10 protein-coding genes are annotated in these 19,552 nt (G+C 52.4%); 7 read left to right on the top strand and 3 right to left on the bottom strand.

The features are described 5' to 3' along the window. Window positions 1–19: 19 nt before the first annotated feature. Window positions 20–1,552, top strand: coding sequence for a malate:quinone oxidoreductase (locus tag LN737_RS16100; protein WP_405510812.1), 1,533 nt, complete (start codon window positions 20–22; stop codon window positions 1,550–1,552). A gap of 85 nt (window positions 1,553–1,637) precedes the next feature. Here the strand turns inward: LN737_RS16100 and LN737_RS16095 are convergent, their stop codons facing one another. Continuing rightward, window positions 1,638–1,868: a DUF4440 domain-containing protein gene (locus tag LN737_RS16095; protein WP_405520429.1), complete on the bottom strand. Its 231-nt coding sequence runs from the start codon at window positions 1,866–1,868 to the stop codon at window positions 1,638–1,640. Beyond that, window positions 1,835–2,005 (bottom strand): hypothetical protein, encoded by a 171-nt coding sequence (locus LN737_RS16090; RefSeq protein ID WP_405510811.1) that lies wholly within the window; start codon window positions 2,003–2,005, stop codon window positions 1,835–1,837. Before LN737_RS16090 ends, LN737_RS16095 begins: the two co-directional genes overlap by 34 nt. 869 nt (window positions 2,006–2,874) lie before the next feature. Between LN737_RS16090 and LN737_RS16085 the strand changes: the two genes are divergently transcribed. From LN737_RS16085 to LN737_RS16065, 5 genes are all read left to right on the top strand, one after another. Next, on the top strand, window positions 2,875–3,051 hold the full coding sequence (locus LN737_RS16085; protein WP_405510810.1) for a hypothetical protein: 177 nt from the start codon (window positions 2,875–2,877) through the stop codon (window positions 3,049–3,051). A gap of 169 nt (window positions 3,052–3,220) precedes the next feature. Further along, entirely contained in the window at window positions 3,221–11,845 is an 8,625-nt protein-coding gene (locus LN737_RS16080) for a beta strand repeat-containing protein (protein WP_405510809.1), read from the top strand. 8 nt (window positions 11,846–11,853) lie between these two features. Next, window positions 11,854–15,411, top strand: a complete 3,558-nt coding sequence (locus LN737_RS16075) for a beta strand repeat-containing protein (protein ID WP_405510808.1) — start codon at window positions 11,854–11,856, stop codon at window positions 15,409–15,411. 2 nt (window positions 15,412–15,413) lie between these two features. Continuing rightward, complete coding sequence (locus tag LN737_RS16070; protein WP_405510807.1) at window positions 15,414–16,319, top strand: hypothetical protein; 906 nt, start codon at window positions 15,414–15,416, stop codon at window positions 16,317–16,319. A 32-nt stretch (window positions 16,320–16,351) separates the two neighbouring features. Continuing rightward, on the top strand, window positions 16,352–17,650 hold the full coding sequence (locus LN737_RS16065) for a hypothetical protein (RefSeq protein WP_405510806.1): 1,299 nt from the start codon (window positions 16,352–16,354) through the stop codon (window positions 17,648–17,650). 219 nt (window positions 17,651–17,869) lie between these two features. Here LN737_RS16065 and LN737_RS16060 read toward each other — a convergent pair whose 3' ends face one another. Further along, window positions 17,870–18,625 carry a LytTR family DNA-binding domain-containing protein gene (locus LN737_RS16060; protein ID WP_405510805.1) on the bottom strand — a complete coding sequence of 252 codons (756 nt, stop codon included), beginning with the start codon at window positions 18,623–18,625 and terminating at the stop codon, window positions 17,870–17,872. Between the two features lie 160 nt (window positions 18,626–18,785). Here LN737_RS16060 and LN737_RS16055 point away from each other — a divergent pair, with 160 nt between their 5' ends. Beyond that, window positions 18,786–19,451, top strand: a complete 666-nt coding sequence (locus tag LN737_RS16055; protein ID WP_405510804.1) for a hypothetical protein — start codon at window positions 18,786–18,788, stop codon at window positions 19,449–19,451. The last annotated feature ends 101 nt before the right edge of the window (window positions 19,452–19,552 follow it).

The following is a 19,552-nucleotide window of genomic DNA, read 5'->3' as shown; positions in this document are numbered from 1 at the left end:
AAGGAATACATACCTCATTATGGCGAAACCTAAAAAATCTACCCAAAAAGGCCCCGATGTAATTCTGATCGGAGCCGGTATTATGAGTGCCACCCTCGGGGTGCTGCTGAAAGAACTGCAACCCGATATCACCATTGACATATACGAACGACTGGATAGCGCAGCCGCTGAAAGTTCCGACGCCTGGAACAACGCAGGCACCGGACACTTGGCTTTCTGCGAGCTGAATTATACCCCCGAAAAAGAAGATGGGTCGATAGATGGATCGAAAGCCATCAAAATTGCAGAGTCGTTTGAGCAGTCGAAGCAGTTCTGGGCTTACCTCGTTGAAAAGGGTTTTCTGAGCGATGCCCCCAATTTCATCCGGTCGATACCGCACATGAGTTTTGTATGGGGTGATGAGAACGTAGCCTATCTGCGCAAACGCTATGATGTACTTCAGCAAAATTACCTGTTTCATGGTATGCAGTATTCCGAAGATCGGGATCAGCTGACCGACTGGATACCACTGGTCATGCAGGATCGCGATCCGAATCAGCCCGTAGCGGCTACCCGCATGGACATTGGCACGGATGTGAACTTTGGCGCACTGACACGGGCTATGTTCCGTCGGCTGTACGACATGCCGGGGGTTCATCTGTATTTTGCCCATGAAGTGCGTGATATCTGGCGGTCTAAATCGCTGGGTGGCTGGAAAATACGGGTTGAAAACGTGACCACCAATCAGGTGCGCGACGTACAGACGGAGTTTATTTTCATTGGTGCCGGGGGCGGTTCGTTACGCCTGCTCGAAAAATCAGACATTCCCGAGAGCCGTGGATTCGGCGGGTTTCCCGTGAGTGGTCAGTGGCTGAAATGCGTTAACCCGGACGTTATCAAACAGCATCAGGCAAAGGTGTACGGAAAAGCGTCGGTCGGCGCGCCACCCATGTCGGTACCGCACCTGGATACCCGGATGATCGAGGGAAAACGCGAATTACTATTTGGTCCTTACGCGGGTTTTTCTACGAAATTCCTGAAGAGCGGTTCATACATGGACCTGCCAAAATCCATCCAGCTGAGCAATATGGCACCAATGCTGATGGCAGGTTTGCACAATATTCCGCTGACGAGGTACCTGATTCAGCAGGTGATGCAATCGCCGGAAGACCGGCTAAACGCTCTGCGCGAGTACTATCCGGATGCCAAAATGGAAGACTGGGAGTTGGAAATCGCCGGTCAGCGGGTACAGGTGATCAAGAAGGATGAAGACGAAGGGGGCGTACTGGAATTTGGTACTGAAGTAGTCAGCGCAGCCGACGGTAGCATTGCCGCCCTGCTGGGTGCTTCGCCCGGTGCCTCAACAGCCGTTTCGATCATGCTCGATCTGCTGAAACGCTGTTTCCCGGAGCAACTCAAAACAGAGGTGTGGCAACAGAAGCTGAAAGACATGATTCCGAGCTACGGTCAGGTGCTGGCTAACAACCCGGAGCTTGGCCATGAATTAAGAAAGCATACCAGCGAAGTATTGGGTTTGACTACTACTGAATCCATACCTGAAGTAACGCGGTAAGCCCTATTCAGACAGTTCAGAACTTCCCGAAACGGGGCCACCGGCAGTTTGACCGTTTCGGGAAGTTCATTTTAAATACGCTGAATTAATTAGCGGCTACGCTGGTGTTCCAGATATCACGGTATAGTTTCCAGTCGCCCCCTTCCTGCTTCCAGACAACAATGTACTTTCCGTTGTCCAGTACAGATTCATCGGCACCGTATAGAGTAAACGTCCCCACTTCAACGATCTGATCACCGGCCGATTCAGCCTCAACGGTTTCGAGCTTAGCCCGCTTGACGCCTAATTCATAGGCTCCTTTCCAGAAGTCGCCGATAGCGGCAGGCCCTGAAATAGTATCCCCCCCGGTGGCATGATCATCGCATCCTGTGTATAAAGGTCACCCAGTCCGGCGGCTCCCTTCGAGAACCTGTTCATAAATTCCTGGTTTGCAACTGTTACTACGTCATTCATTGTGGATTGAGGAGTTAGTTGTATGCTCAAAACCCGTATGCATCAATAACCTACTGTTAGCGACCTAACCTAGCAATAAGCAATGCAACAACGTATAGTTATTTATACTCACTTAACGGACTTGGTAATATATCGTTTTGAAAAAAGGATAAAAATTTAATATAATAAAGTACATAATTTACTATTCGGTTAAACTGTCTATTGGTCAATGAGTTTATTTGTTATTTATACAATAAATTATTGTTTATATACAAACAATTATCGATAGCCTGATTAGCACTACGTATAACCGGCTGACAATGTTCTAATATAAAAATTAATTAACTCATTACCAATTATTTAACCACTTAAATCTTACCAGAGACATTCCTGTGCTTGTTATAGCAAACGAGCTGGGTTATGCCTAATATTACTTACAGATTTATTAATATGTATATAGTATAATCCGTTGAATTTGTTACTCAATCTGCTCAACTATCCGTTTGGGTTGATTATTAAAAAAAATAGCTGGTATATTTGTAAAGTATAGCATATGTCTAATTCCTAATATGGTTATATAAACAACGTAACATTTAGGCGTCTCAAAATTAGTCTCTGTTTGCTATGAACCTCTTGTAACCGTCACCATCCATATTTTAAGCTGAGTTCGATAATACTTTCTCAATCTCTCATCAACGTAACTAATCTTTCTGGCAACCTCATCTGATCTCGTTTGATTCTTTTGGTTTTGAAATAGGCGTCGGACCGCTGTAATCTACAGCGGATAACATGTTGTCAGGCTGACTACAGGCATTTCTGCCTATTCGGTCTGATACCGGATATAGGTTATAAAGATTGCGTGAAAGTTCAAGAATAAATCAAGCTTAATTATGGTCAACCTTTACACAATTAAGGCGAAAGAATCGCCAGCCGACCGGCCGTTTACCCATAAAAAACAATCGGCCCTGAACCTGGCCTTTTTCCTAGTTGCCAGCCAGTCCATCTTCAGCCCACATTATCACGCTGAACTTCCTTACCCTAAGTTCTCCTCACCCTACAAGGCCTGAGCAGAACGCACAGCGTTCTGCTGAATAGTATTTGATACTTGTTCTATTCCCGTTAGCATTCGTTTATCCTTTTTATAGAATACATACTCATATGAAACTAGACCTCTACAACTGGAGTGCTATTAGACATTGTGAAAAAAATCGACCTGTAAAGCAATTACTTGTCTTTATGGGGCTCTTTTTTATATGTACGGTGTATGCTTCAGCCCAGCAGCTTGAACTGTCGAATGTCAGTTCATCATCTATCGCAGTAGGGCCTACAGTAGCGACTCAATCGGCTACTTTTCTCCAGAACACGGGCACAACTACCACATTCAGCGCGTATACACCAACGACCTCCTTTTCGGTCTCTATTTCCAATCAGCAGTACGCTGCTAATGCCAACACCAGCTATCCCGGCATCACATTTGGGGCAAACGGAGGCAATCCACTTACGGGCACAAATAATTTTGTACCCATTAATAACATTGCCAGCCCGACAGCGGCAATGTTTACATCGGCGCCCAGTATTGCAACATCTGGCACTAACCTGGATATTGTTAATAACTATGCATTTCGTCTTTCGCTGGATGCCGCTTTTCAGCGTGAATCAGCCCAAGCTTTGACGGCACGTAATTATTACGGTGATGTTACAATCACATTTAATCGACCCGTTATAAATCCGGTTCTACACTTAAATGGACTAGGCGGCTCTTACAATTTGACGTCTGGTAGTTCAAATCAGTACGTTCAGGGCTTTTATACCGAACTGGAACTGAGTACGGCTGACGTGAATGCAGGCAGAACGCTTACCCGGCTATCGGGTAACACAAATTTTGCTCTGGACGGTACGAACACTAAAATTCTTAACACCAATACACTCAAGGATCTGGTGAATCAGGCTAATTATGCCAGTGATCTACTCTATGCCGGAGCGGGTAGTGTACTGGTAAATACTGGCTCGACAGCTATTACCAGTCTTACTTTCCGGGTATACTTAAAAGGTGACGGTGGCATTGGGACATCTACGCAATGGTCAAATCCTGCTCAACCTACATTCAGGCCAAACGATATATGGTTAATTTCAGCCTCGCTTGGCCTGTACAACATCACTGGGAATGTCTTTTACGATATTACAACCGACAACACCGTCAATGGAACGGGTACAAATGGGGGCGCTCTGTTTGCCAATCTGGTTGATGCCAACGGCAATGTGTATGCGGCCACTTCAGTAAGTGCGGGTGGAACATACACCTTCAGCAATGTAGCAACCAGTACCTACACGATTATTTTGTCCACCAGTGCGGGTACGGTTGGTAGTCCCCTGTCGACAGCCAGTTTGCCGGGAGGGTATTTAAGCACAGGCGAAAACATTGGCACTGCCGCCGGTAGTGATGGTACTGCTGATGGAAAGCTGGCCGTCACGGTTAGCAATGCCAGCATTGCCAACGCCAATTTTGGCATTCGTACAAACGCCATCTCAATCAGCGCTGATCAATACAGCTGTCAGCAATTCGCAACCTACCCCGGCTTTACAATCAACAGTGAATACAGCGCCATCAATGGCAATCTGAACGGAAATACCTTTAGCATTTCATTCGGACAGACCGGGCTATACAACGCGACAGCCAATACGGCTGGTGCCGGAGCGACGGTATATGATTATGGTACCGTCAACGATTCACCTAATTTCGCTATTGCCAACAGCGGCTGGCCGGCACAGGCTCTGACAGTAGACATGGGTTATTTCCCGGCAGGTGGCACCATTGGCGGCACCAACTGGACGACAACGACGTTTGCCAGCAATCTGAAAGTGGGCGACATGATGCACCTGATTGATGTGGAAACCAGCGAAAAGCTCCTGTTTGAGTTTTTGGATTCTGGTGGCAACCCGCTTCCCATTTCGGGTAATGTTCAGGCCATTTTAGGTTCTACCCAATCTATATCGTCAGTATACAGCGAGCCAACGTCTACGCGAATCTTACTGGATGGCTCAGCTTTAGGCGTTACAAACGATCCGATCTGGAGTTTTCAATTCCTTTCGGCTAACGTTAAAAGCGTCCGGTTTTATCAGTACGCTGAAACAACAGGAGCAGCTGACCATACCTACGATTTTACGTTCTCTACGACAGGACTCGCAACGCCAACAGTAGGTGCAATTACGCAGCCTACCTGTACCACTTCAACGGGCAGCGTGGTGTTAAGTGGGCTGCCTTCGAGCGGTACCTGGACACTGACTCGGATGCCGGGCGCCGTAACAACAACCGGTACGGGTACTACAGCCATTGTTTCGGACCTGGCATCGGGCGCTTATACCTTCACGGTTTCTCATCCGGCCGGTTGTACGTCATTAAGCACCTCGTCAATAACGATTTTAACACCCAATTGTGATTATGGCGATGCACCCGTCGGCTATGAGGCCAACAGTGCCAATGCCAGCGTTCCGGCCCGTAACACCCCATCGTCAACGTTACGCATTGGTACACTGCCTGATGGTGAAGCATCGGTGCAAAGCGTTGCTGTCGGGGCTGACAACAATGGTACGAATGGGGATGGAGCCGACGAGGATGGTATCACCTCCCCGCCCCCTTCGCTAACGGTCAATGCCGTATATAGCCGCGCGATCAGTGTCACTAATACCAGTGGTGGGCAACGCACTCTGCACGGCTGGATCGACTTTAATAATAACGGGATTTTTGAACTGGCCGAATATACCTCGGTGAACGTAACCAATAATACAACAAGCGGCACCGTAACCCTAAGCTGGACAGCCGCTCAGGCAGCCAACGTTTCAGACCCGAAAGTGTATATGCGCCTTCGCCTGTCTGCAGGCACGATGGCCGACAATTCGGCTACGACTGTCGACGAACGGGCTATTGCTGATGGAGCCAATACCGGTACCTATGGTACTGTCAGCATTGGTGAGGTTGAGGATTATCAGCTTAGCGTAGCATCTACTTATGATTATGGTGATGCGCCAATCAGTTACGAAGCCAATAACGCTAATACCAATGTACCGGCCAGACACATTCCATCGGCAACGTTACGTCTCGGAAATATCCCGGATACTGAAGCAGATGCAGCCAGTGTAGCCGCGTCTGCCGACAACAACGGTACCAATGGCGATGGCGCCGATGAAGATGGTGTTTCGACCTTTCCGGGTCTTACTATCGGCTCTGCTTATTCCCTGTCCGTTACGGTTACAAACACCTCCGGTGCTGCCCGTACGCTTCATGGCTGGATGGATTTCAACGCCGATGGCCGGTTCAGCACTGGCGAATATGCCACCGTGAGCGTACCCAACGCCACCAATGGTGGCACCGTAACGCTAAGCTGGTCAGCCGCTCAAACCGCGCTGATTACGACGTCGCCGAGCCGGGTATATATGCGCTTACGGCTGTCGGGTGCTACAGCGCTGGCCGATAACGCGACAACAACAGCTATCGACGAACGTAGCATTGGCGACGGTGCCACTGGTGGCGTGTACGGCACTGCCCAGATTGGTGAAATAGAGGACTATACCGTTTCGATTGCTTATACTGACCTCGTCATCACTAAAACCGGTCCGGCTTCTGTAACACCCAGTGGCTCGGTGAGTTATACACTGGTAGTAACCAATAGTGGCCCTTCAGCCGCCAATGGTGCAACGCTGCTGGATGCAGTCGCTACGGATTTCACGGCCAGCAGTGTAAGTTGTGCCGGTACAAGCGGTGGAGCGGTTTGCCCGGCTACTCTTACCGTTGCCGCCTTACAGGCCGGTACGATGAGCATCCCGACTTTGCCAAGCGGCAGCAGCCTGACGCTTGTGGTAGCGGGTACAGCCGCATCATCGGCAGGTACGATCACGAACGTCGCCAGTGTGAGCGCACCAGCAGGCGTCAATGAGAGCAATACATCAAACAACAGCAGCAGTGCCATTACGTCAATATGCTCCATTTTGGGTACCCCTATAAACTGTAGTGATGCTTCACCAAGTGGTACTCAGACGGCTATCGACTTAGTACTGTATCCTGGAGATGTTGTTACGCCATCATTCAGCGAACTGGCACCAGCTACGGGTCCTGCGTTTTCAGTACCCCTGTCGGCCACAATTGGTAGCGGTCTTTCGATAACGACGATTAACAATGAATTGTCGTGGTTGTTATGTGGTGCAAACTCAACAACCCCAGCTCAGGCAATCACCAACAACGACTACGTCCAGATGGGCTTTGTCGTTAAAAAGAACGCGTCGAACCTTAGACTTTACGTAACCAGCATACGAGCCCTGGGGCTTACCTACTCAGCAGCACAACCTGGTGGCCTCCGTTCATTGCCCTTTACGGTTGAATACCACAGAGTAAGCAGTAGCGGTGCCGATTTAGGTACGATTGGCACGACGACCTACAACACGGCCGGTCAGTTAGTAACAACATCGCTACCATCTCCGGTGGAATTACAGGACGGCGAGCTGTACATGATTCGTGGGTATATTTATAACGCTTCATCAGGTGGCTGCCTTTCGTACGACAACCCTACGATCGGTGGAACCTATGGGTATTATACAACAGCCGTTTGCTCAGATGTTATTTGCAGCAACACTACTCGTACTTATTACACCAATCCGCTGGCTGATGTTACGTCAAGAACCTGGTCGGTTGACAATGGAGCTACCATTATTTCGGGTCAAGGTTCAAATACGGTGACGATAGGCTTTAATAATATTCCTACCGGAACCGTAAATTTAATGACTACTTACACCAACAGTTGTGGTGTAACGTCAACGGCTACCCTGGCCATTCCAGTTAAAAATTGTACGGCTGATCTCACGATTACCAAAACAGGACCTTCAGTAGTGTCTTCAGGCGGCACCGTAAGTTACAGCCTGGTGGTAACCAATGTGGGTTCGACTTCAGCAGATGGTGCGACGGTAAAAGATGCAGCTGTAACCAACCTGTCAGTAACAGCTGTAACCTGTGCTGGAACTTCGGGTGGGGCCGGTTGTCCCACCAGTCCTACGGTATCAGCTTTGCAGGCGGGTACGCTAGCCATTCCTACTTTGCCGTCTGGCAGTAGCCTCACGCTGGTAGTAACGGGCACGGCCAGTGCCTCGGGCACGATCACGAACGTAGCCAGTGTGAGCGCACCATCGGGCCTAACCGATAGCAACCCGGCTGACAACAGCAGCACCGCTGTAACAACTATACAACAGTTCGTGACTGTCTCGGGTAAAGTCTGGGATGATGCCGATGGTAACTTAAGCCAGAACGGCTCGGAGACGGGCACCAATGCCAGCAGTACGTTATATGTGAATGTGGTGAACGCTTCCAATACCGTCGTGGCCTCAGTAAGCGTCGCGGCTGATGGGTCTTACTCGCTGAGTAGCGTACCGGTCAATGTATCGGGCTATAAACTGGTACTTGCCAGCACGGCCACAGCCACTACGCCTGGTACGCTGCTCACAGGCTGGGTCAACACCGGCGAAAGCGCTGATCCGAGTAACACGGCCATGCAAGGCAGTACGTTGGGTGTAATCGAGTTAAACATAGCCACCAGCGCTATTGTCAATCAGAACTTTGGTATCGAGAAGTTGCCCACCCCAGGGAGCGGTAGCAGCACCGTAACCAACGCCGGCGGTACTTCGCCGGTTACGGTACCAGCGAGTACCTTCACCAGTACCACCGCGAGCGTGGATACGTCCCCTGGTAGCGTAACAGCTATTCACATCACGGCCTTCCCGACGAATACTACGTCGTTGACTATCAACGGAACGACCTACACGGCTAGCTCAAGTGAGTTTACCAGTGGTACGGGTGTAGTGGTAGCCACCAATGGCAGTGGCGCTCCGACAGTACCCATCCTGGTGGACCCCACCAATGATAGCAACCCCGTCGTGTTCACCTTCAAAGCCATTGACAATGCCGGGAAGGAATCCACCACGACGGGTACGGCCACCATCAGCTCGACGCTGTTGACGAGCATCTTGGGTAAAGTCTGGGACGATGCCGATGGCAGCTTGAGCCTGAACGGTTCTGAGACCACGACTAACGCGGGAGGTCCGCTCTATGTCAACCTGATCGACGGCTCCAACACGGTGGTGGCTTCGGTCAGCGTAGCGGCTGACGGGTCTTACTCGCTAAGTGGGGTACCCACCAACGTAACGGGTTATAAATTAGTCTTGGCTAGCACCGCAACGGCCACCAGCGCCGGCACGCTGCCCACGGGCTGGGTCAATACGGGTGAGAGTGTCGATGCCTCCAACACGGCCACGCAAGGTAGTACGTTGGGTGTGATTGAGTTAACGACCACCACCAGCGCAGTGGTCAATCAGAACTTTGGTATTGAGAAACTGCCTACCCCAGGTAGTGGCACCGCTACGGTGGCTAACGCTGGAGGGACAACACCTGTGAGTGTACCCGCTACTACCTTTACCAGCACCACCGCGAGTGGTGACACGGCGCCGGGTAGTGTGACAGCCATTCATATCACCAGTTTCCCAACCAACACCAGTTCGCTGACGATCAACGGTAGTGTGTATGGCTCGGACAGCTTCCCGGTGGGGGGCATACTGATCCCAACCGATGGCAGTGGTAATCCAAGCGTGTCGATTCTGGTGGACCCCACCAACGATAGCAACCCCGTCGTGTTCACCTTCACGGCGGTGGACAATGCCGGTAAAGAGTCCACCACCAGTGGCACGGCCACCATCAGCTCGACGCTGTTGACCACGATCTCGGGTAAAGTCTGGGACGATGCCGATGGCAGCTTGAGCCTGAACGGTTCAGAAACGGGCACCGATGCTAACAGTACGTTATATGTCAACCTGGTCGACGGCTCCAACACGGTGGTGGCTTCAGTGAGTGTAGCGGCTGACGGGTCTTACTCGCTAAGTGGGGTACCCACCAACGTAACGGGCTATAAATTAGTCTTGGCTAGCACGGCCACCGCTACTACGCCAGGCACGTTGCCAACGAGTTGGGTCAATACCGGCGAAAGTGTCGATCCCTCCAACACGGCCACTCAGGGCAGTACGTTAGGGGTGATCGAGTTGAGCACCAGCACGGCAGCAGTTACGGCTCAAAACTTCGGCATCGAGAAACTGCCTTCCGCTGGTAGTGGTAGCAACACGGTGGTCAACGCCGGTGGTACTACACCTGTTCCGGTAGCAACCAATACCTTCACCAACGGGGGTAACAGCACAGACACCGCTCCGGGTAGCGTAACGGCCATTCGGGTGACAGTCTTCCCGACCAACACCACCAGCCTGACCGTCAACGGCAGTGTCTATACCGCTTCCTCACCTGAGTTCACCGGCGGAACGCCAACGGGCCTGGTCATTCCAACCGATGGTAATGGCAACCCCACGGTAGCGGTTGCGGTCGACCCGACCGACGACAGCAATCCGGTAAGCATCTCTTTCAAGGCTGTTGATAACGCCGGTAAGGAATCGTCCAATACAGGCACAGCCGTCATCAGTTCGACTCCAACCTTTACCCTGTCAGGTAACGTACTTGACGACGGAAATGGTCTGAGCGACAACACGGTAAATACCTTTGGTCCAAGTGCGCTAAGTCCGATCAACGGAACCAGTCTGGATGGATCTGCTTTATACGCTACGTTAGTTAACGGCGGTTCCATTGTTACAACTGTGCCAGTGAGTACGGGCGGTGTTTATACCTTCACGGGTGTGCCTGCCGGTACCTATTCGGTCGTGCTGAGTACCAGTGCAGCGGGTAGCCTGACGTCCTCGCTACCGGCCAGCTGGACCAGCACCGGCGAGAATCTGGGAGCCGGTGCGGGCAGCGATGCCTCGGCCAACGGTATTCTGACGGGTATCGTCGTAGGAACGGTTCCTGTATCCGATGCCAACTTCGGCATCGATAAAACTCCCGTTGTGGTAGCCTCGACAGATAGTCAGCGGCCCAACCCCGGTGGTTCGACTACTTCGCCGATCAGTTCGACCGTGTTCAGTGGAACAGACTCTGAGGATGGCACCTATGCCAACCTCAACGGTCGCACCGTCACCCTGACACCCGCTACCAATGGTACGTTGTATTATAACGGCACGCCGGTCAACAGCACCACCGCTATCACGGGCTTCAACCCAACGCTGGTTAGCATAGACCCAACGGCCACAGGAGCCACCACGGGTGCAGGCGGTGGATCACCCGATCCGACCTTCACCTACAGCGTGACCGACGATGCGGGAGTAGCTTCTACTCCGCAGCTCATCAGCATTCCGTTCACGGTACCGCTGGTGTTGTCAGGTACCGTCTTCAACGACCCGAACGGGCTGACCAATAGCCTCATCGATGGCACACCCTCGAATCTGATCAACGGCAACACGCTCTACGTCAGCACGACTGACCCAGCAACGGGCAACGTGCTATCGACCACGGCCGTTGCGGGCGACGGTACGTATAGTTTGCCGGTAACGGCCAACACAAACTATAGTGTGGTGTTGAGTAATAGCCCACAAAACCTTGGTCAACGCGTGTCAAACACCTTGCTTACAGGGGCAGTCAACACAGGGGAAGGGACGACTTCTACTGGCGACGGTACACCAAACGGAAGTACACCGGTGAGTATAGTGACTACGTCGGTAACAGGAGTCAACTTCGGGGTAGACATTCTGCCCACGGCTACTAGTGCTACGTTAGCCTCGCAGCCCAATCCAGGCGGTACGCTGCCCATCGTGGTCCCACCGGCTTCCTTCACCGGCACCGATCCCGATGGCACCGTAGCGAGTGTGATCTTTACGGGCTTCCCAACGGGCGTGACCAGCGTCACCATAAACGGCACGGCCTACACGGCGGGTAGTTTCCCCCAGCGGGTGTAACGGCTACGGTGGGCAGTCCGGTTAGTGTCGACCCAACCGATGTAGCCACCTCCGTGGTGATCCCCTTCCAGGTAGTGGATAATGCGGGTAAACCCAGTTCCAACACTGCCACAGCCACCTTGCCCCTATCAGCTCAGCTAACCCTGAGCGGTACGGTGTTCAACGACGCGGATGGAGGCACCATTGATGGCACGGCTACCAACGTGGTCGCGGGCAATACGTTCTACGTCAGTACGATTGACCCAGTTACGGATGATGTTCTGTCGACTACGGCAGTACAGCCTGACGGTACGTACAGCCTACCGGTTTCACCCAATACCGCCTACTCGGTGGTGTTGAGTACAGCGCCCCAAACGGTCGGCTCGCCTGTCTCGGCGACGCTGCTGACGGGAGCCGCTCACACAGCTGAGGGCACAGCGCCCGCAGGAGATGGTACGCCTGACGGTCAGACGGGAGTGAGTGTAGTGACCACGTCGGTAACGGGAGTCAACTTCGGCATCGATCCATTGCCCACAACAGGCAGCGGCACGGCTACAGTGACCAATGCCGGAGGCACTACACCCGTCACAGTGCCAGCAACGACCTTCACCAGCAGCTCAGCTAGTGATGACACGGCACCGGGTAGCGTCACGGCCATTCATGTAACGAGCTTCCCCACCAACGTAACGAGCTTGACCATCAACGGGACGGTGTACACATCGGGTGACTTCCCTGTAAATGGGGTAATTGTACCAACCGATGGTAATGGGGCGCCAAACGTGCCAGTCCTGGTTGATCCGACCAACGATAGCAACCCGGTGGTGTTTACCTTCCGCAGCGTGGACAACGCTGGCAAAGAAGCATCGTCCGCTGGTACAGCTACCATTAGCTCAATGCTGTTGACGACTATATCGGGTAAAGTCTGGGATGACACCGATGGCAACCTAAGCCTGAATGGAAGTGAAACGGCTACCAACGCGGGAGGACCGCTGTATGTGAATTTAGTGGATGGCGCTAACACAGTGGTGGCTTCAGTGAGCGTCGTAAATGATGGCTCCTATAGCCTGAGTGGGGTGCCCACCAACGTAACGGGTTACAAACTGGTGCTGGCTAGCTCGGCCACGGCCACCACGCCCGGCACGCTGCCTACGGGTTGGATCAATACGGGCGAAAGCGTCGATCCCTCCAACACCGCCACGCAAGGCAGTACACTGGGTGTGATTGAACTAAGCACCAGTACGACGGCTATCACGGATCAGAACTTTGGTATCGAGAAACTGCCTACACCGGGTAGTGGTTTAGCCACAGCGGTTAACGCCGGAGGCACCTCGCCAGTCACGGTACCGGCTAGCACCTTCACCAGCACCACGCTAAGTGTGGATACCGCACCGGGTAGCGTGACAGCGATCCGCCTGACGGCGTTCCCTTCTAACGTCACCAGTCTGACTATTAATGGGACAGTGTATACTTCGGGCAACTTCCCCGTAGGTGGTGTTACGCTGCCCACCGATGGCAGTGGGAATCCAACCGTACCAGTCCTTGTCGACCCGGCCGACGACGGTAGCTCTGTAGTAATTCCGTTCGTGGCCATCGACAATGCAGGACACGAATCGACCACAACGGGTACGGCAACGCTGAATTCTGATCTGGTTGTCACCGTATCGGGAACCATTTGGAATGACGCCGATGGTAGTATCACGGTGACGGGTTCGGAAACGGGCACTAATACAGGTACTACGCTCTACGTGAATCTGGTTGATGGTTCGGGGACGGTTGTTGGCTCAACGACGGTTGCCACCAACGGCACCTACTCGTTGAACGATGTTCCCACCAACGTAACGGGCTACAGGCTGGTGCTAGCCAGCACCGCAACGGCCACCACGCCCGGAACTCTATCCACGGGTTGGGTAAATACCGGCGAGAACGCTGATCCGAGCAATACCGCTACACAAGGCAATACGTTAGGTGTGATTGAGCTGAGCACAGGTACAGGAGCGGTCACCAACCAGAACTTTGGCGTCGAGCAGTTGCCTACGCCGGGTAGCGGGTCAAGCCTTGTTGCCAACGCAGGTGGCACCAGCCTCTTATCGGTTCCTGCCACTACGTTTACCAACACCACGCCAAGTGTCGATACGGCACCGGGTAGCGTGACGGCCATTCGGGTGACGGCCTTCCCCGGCAACGTAACCAGCCTGGTCATCGACGGTACCACCTACACGGTGAGTACTTTCTCAACCGGCGGGGTAGTCATCCCCACCGATGGCAGTGGTGCACCCACCCTAGCGATTGCAGTCGATCCGACTAACGACGGTAGCTCTGTAGTGATTCCGTTCGTGGCCATCGATAACGCTGGCAAAGAGTCAACTACATCAGGAGCAGCTACACTCTCTTCGACACCAGTTGTCACTGTGTCGGGTCAGGTTTGGAATGACGTCGATGGTAATCTGAATCAGAATGGCAGTGAGACGGGCACCAACGCAGGTGGTCCGCTCTACGTCAACTTAGTCGACGGGTCTAACACGGTAGTGACTTCAGTTAGCGTAGCCGCCAATGGCAGCTATTCACTGAGTGGCGTACCGACCAACGTAACGGGTTACAAACTGGTACTAGCTAGTTCGGCCACGGGCACTACACCTGGCACCTTACCAACGGGCTGGGTCAATACCGGCGAGAATGTGGATGGCTCCAATACGGCCACACAAGGCAGTACGCTGGGAGTCATTGAGCTAAGCACGGGCACGAGCGGAATCGTGAATCAAAACTTTGGTATCGAAGTCTTACCAAGCGCAGGTAGTGGCATCGCGACCGTTGATAACAGTGGAGGCACCAATGCGGTTAGTGTACCAGCCAGTGCCTTTACCAGCACCAGCGCCAGTACGGATACCGCACCGGGCAGCGTAACGGCCATCCGTATCAGCAGCTTCCCTGGCAACGTAACAAGCCTGACCATCAACGGCACGACCTATACTTCGGGTAATTTCCCGACGAACGGAGTTACAGTGCCCACCGATGGTAATGGTAGCCCAAGTGTACCGGTTCTGGTTGACCCGACCAATGATGCCAATCCAGTAGTGATTCCATTTGTGGCCATCGACAATGCAGGCCAAGATTCGCCAAACACTGGCACGGCCACCCTCAACTCGACGCTGACCACAACGGTATCGGGTAAAGTCTGGGATGATGCCGATGGCAGTTTGAGTCAGAATGGCAGCGAAACCACCACCAACGCCGGTGGACCGCTGTATGTCAACCTGGTCGACGGATCGAATACAGTGGTGGCTTCGGTCAGCGTAGCGGCTGACGGGTCTTACTCGCTGAGCGGGGTACCCACCAACGTAACGGGCTATAAACTCGTACTGGCTAATACAGCCACGGCTACCAGTCCGGGCACCTTACCAACGGGTTGGGTAAACACCGGCGAAAGCGTCGATGCCAGCAACACGGCTACCCAAAGCTCTACGCTGGGTGTGATTGAATTAACGACCACCACCAGCGCAGTGGTCAATCAGAATTTTGGTATCGAGAAACTGCCTACCCCAGGTAGCGGTACCGCTACGGTGGCTAACGCTGGGGGACAACACCCGTGAGTGTGCCCGCTACTACCTTCACCAGCACTACCGCGAGTAGTGACACGGCGCCGGGTAGTGTGACAGCCATTCATATCACCAGTTTCCCAACCAACACCAGTTCGCTGACGATCAACGGTAGTGTGTATGGTTCAGACAGCTTCCCGGTGGGGGGCATACTGATCCCCACCGATGACAGTGGCACGCCAACCGTGTTGATTCTGGTGGACCCCACCAACGATAGCAACCCAGTGGTGTTTACTTTCACTGCCATCGACAATGCGGGGAAAGAGTCCACCACCAGCGGTACGGCAACTATTAGTTCGACGCTGTTGACCACGATCTCGGGTACGGTCTGGAATGATGCCGATGGCAGTTTAAACTTCAACGGTTCAGAAACGGGCACCGATGCTAACAGTACGTTATATGTCAACTTAGTCGACGGCAGCAGCACGGTAGTTGCTTCGGTGAGCGTGGCCGCCAATGGCAGCTACTCCTTAAGTGGGGTACCCACCAACGTAACGGGTTACAAACTGGTGCTGACCAGCACAGCCACGGCTACCAGTCCGGGCACCTTACCAACGGGTTGGGTAAACACTGGCGAAAGCGTCGATGCCAGCAATACGGCTACCCAGGGCAGTACGCTGGGAGTCATTGAGCTAAACACCGGCACGGCAGCGGTCACTAATCAGAACTTCGGCATCGAAGAACTGCCCTCAGCCGGTAGTGGTAGCAGCACGGTGGTCAACAACGGGGGTACTTCGCCCGTCACGGTACCAGCCAGCACCTTTATCAGCACCACCACTAGTGTGGATACCGCACCGGGCAGCGTAACGGCCATTCATGTGACGGGCTTCCCCACCAACGTAACGAGCCTGACTATCAACGGCACGGTGTTCACTCTGGGGAACTTCCCGGTGGGGGGGTAACTGTACCTACCGATGGCAGTGGAGCTCCGACGGTGCCCATCCTGGTGGACCCTACCAACGATGCCAGTCCAGTGAGTTTCAGCTTCAAAACCATTGATAATGCCGGTCAGGCTTCGGCGAACACCGGTACGGCAACTGTTAGCTCGACGCTCACGACAATGGTTTCCGGTAAGGTGTGGGATGATGCGGATGGAAATCTGAGTCAGAATGGCAGCGAAAACGCTACTAATGCAGGCGGTCCGCTCTACGTCAATCTGGTCAATGCCAGCAATACGGTGGTGACCTCGGTGAGCGTCGCGACTGATGGATCTTACTCCTTAAGTGGGGTGCCCATCAACGTAACGGGCTATAAATTAGTCTTGGCTAGCACCGCAACGGCCACTACGCCCGGCACCTTACCAACGGGCTGGGTCAACACGGGTGAGAATGTCGATGCCACCAATACGGCTACACAAGGCAGTACCCTGGGGGTCATCGAGCTGGCTATCGCTAGCAGTGCTGTGGTCAATCAGAACTTTGGTATTGAGAAAATGCCTACACCGGGCAGTGGAACGGCCACGGCCACGAACCTGGGCGGCAGCAGTGCCGTGACGGTTCCGCCAACGGCTTTCACCAGTGTGAGCCCCAGTAGCGATACCGCACCGGGTAGCGTAACGGCCATTCATATCACGGCGTTCCCGACGAATACTACGTCGCTGACCATCAACGGCACGGTCTACACGTCAGCCAACTTCCCCGTGGGTGGGGTAACTGTACCTACCGATGGCAGTGGTATACCAACCGTACCGGTATCCGTAAATCCGACGAATGACAGCAACCCGGTGGTGTTTACCTTCACCGCTATTGATAATGCCGGTAAAGAGTCTGTTACGACTGGTACAGCTACGCTCAACTCGATTCGGGTGCCTGATCTTACCCCCATCATCTATGCTCGTCCATCGACCACGTACAATACCACCAACATTTCGGTAGTGGTTGATGTCTTTGAGTTGAGCAACGTGGCTACGTCGGGTCTGATTACGGTTAAGCTCACCAAAGATCCTAAGATCACTCTGAGCTTCCCAGGCACAGCCACATCGGTGGGCGGTCGGACAGTGAGCAATGGGGCCTGGAGTTTCGATGGAGAGTTGGATGATTATTACTACATACTGACGACGACTCAGGTGGTGGGTGCGGGCAATGTCCTCTCCTTTGGCTTGACAGGCAAACTAACGCCGGGGGCTACGTCGGGCACGTTGACGCTGACGACGGTGATTGACGGAGGCAGTGGTGGCGAGGTAAAAATCACCAACAACACCGATGCTGACAAGATCGACTTCTTCCAGCAGTAATAAATACAGCAGGGTTTGGATACCTCAAGGTGTTCAAACCCTGTCTTTATCTGCCTTTTAGCCGTTAAGCTGAAAACAGGTTTTTATTTATCAATGACCCGCTGCCTAGTCTGAATAACTGACTGGGCAGCGGGTCTTTTTTTGAACAGTGGGCTTTCGGCCAAACGCTAAACATACAGTAAAACTAAGCTCGTGTCTGGAAACACGCCGATGAGGTAGCTATTCCGTCGTCCATTGCTCGGCTACGTATCGTTTGTATACTTTACCGATGCGTAATTCTTTATCGCCAATCCATACGGAATCCGGCTGACGCTTGCTTACCTGTGCTACGTTCACGATATACGACCGGCTAATTCGAACAAAGAGTCGTTTTGGCAATCGCTCCTCAGCCTCTTTGAGCGTCAGCCGGGTAATATAGGTTTTCGACCTGGTGATGATCTTAAGGTAATTTTCCAGACTTTCAACGTACAACATGTCGGCATAGGCAATATTCTGTCTGTTGCCATCGACAAGACATGAAAAATAGATCGCTTCGTCGACCGGCAACGTAGCGTATTCAGGCGCTGACGGTACGGCTGGTTGCTGCTGAGTTCGCAGGTAGCGGTACGTAACATAAACACCCAGGCCCGTAACGGTATACACCCAGAAGTTGACCAGGTAAGGCAACGAACGTACGATTTCAAATTCGGTGCGCAGAATGAAATTCATGTTGAACGACCCTAAGGCCATCAGAAAAAGCACGCATCCGAAGTAAAGTGCTTTTTGGCCGTGCAGGAACATTCGTTCGAACAGAATCCGGTTGTGAAAAACCAGCCAGCCGTACAGCAACAACAGGTACAGATAAGGCGATAGTTTAGAAAATCCTGGCCGCTGGTCAATTGCATACAGGTCGCTGAGGTAGTGAATCCCCAGCAACGCCAGTAATCCCAGCAGGTTGCGCACAACGAAATTATCCAGCAGCCGATTCATATTCATACAGGCAAATTACACAGCAAAATCAGTACGTCTATTCATTACGTGACAAAGGGCGTTTGTCACAGGCAGCATCATCTCGTCAACTAAACCTTGCCACGGCCAGCGGACCTGTTCAATTTTGGTAAAAATCGGCAAATACAAAACCCGGCAGCCCATTACTATGCAAACGCTTCACACACTCAATATTTTCACCCATATACTCTTTGGCACCCTGGCCCTGATCGTTGGCCTGATCACCCTGTTTTATCAGAACTGGCCTCAACGCCACATTCGCTATGGACGCTATTTCCTGTACATGCTGACGGTTGTGGTCGCTACGGCATGTATCGGAATTATTCTTTTCCGATCAAATCCATTTCTACTTATGCTTACCCTACTGGGGGGCTATGTGGGGTATTCGGGTTACCGGGCGGTGCGGCTTCGCGAACAACGCGCTTCCGGAACCGATATGCTGATTGCAATCAGTACGTTGGTAGCAGGCGGCATCTACATAAGAACCATGCAGCTAGCCGGTGGCAGTTGGTCGCCAGTAGTGGTCTATTCAACTATGCTAGCCTTAGTGATGGTGGCGGGTTACGATTTGTTAAAGTACGTCTGGTTGTACAATCGGCTTAAAACATGGTGGCTCTACGAACATATTTATAAAATGATGTCGGCCTATAGTGCAATTTTGTCTGCATTTTCGGGTACGGTACTCGCTCATTACAAGCCATATAGCCAGATTTTACCATCCCTCATCTGTATCTGGGCGATTGTTTATTTCATCTGGAAACGGGTACGTAATCGCAGCAGAGTTTCTCGGCTTCACACGATAAACAGGATTTAAGGTATGGAAACCACATCCAAATCCAGCACCCTATAAAAACATAGCGGTCATTATAGTAACTTGTCCCACAGTTCAATAAGCTGTGGGACAAGTCATTTAGA

Origin of the sequence: Spirosoma sp. KNUC1025 (assembly GCF_045160025.1) — a bacterium.
Classification (GTDB): Bacteria; Bacteroidota; Bacteroidia; order Cytophagales; family Spirosomataceae; genus Spirosoma.
The sequence above is the reverse complement of the archived record's forward strand: the minus strand, read 5'-3'. Positions and strand labels throughout refer to the sequence as shown.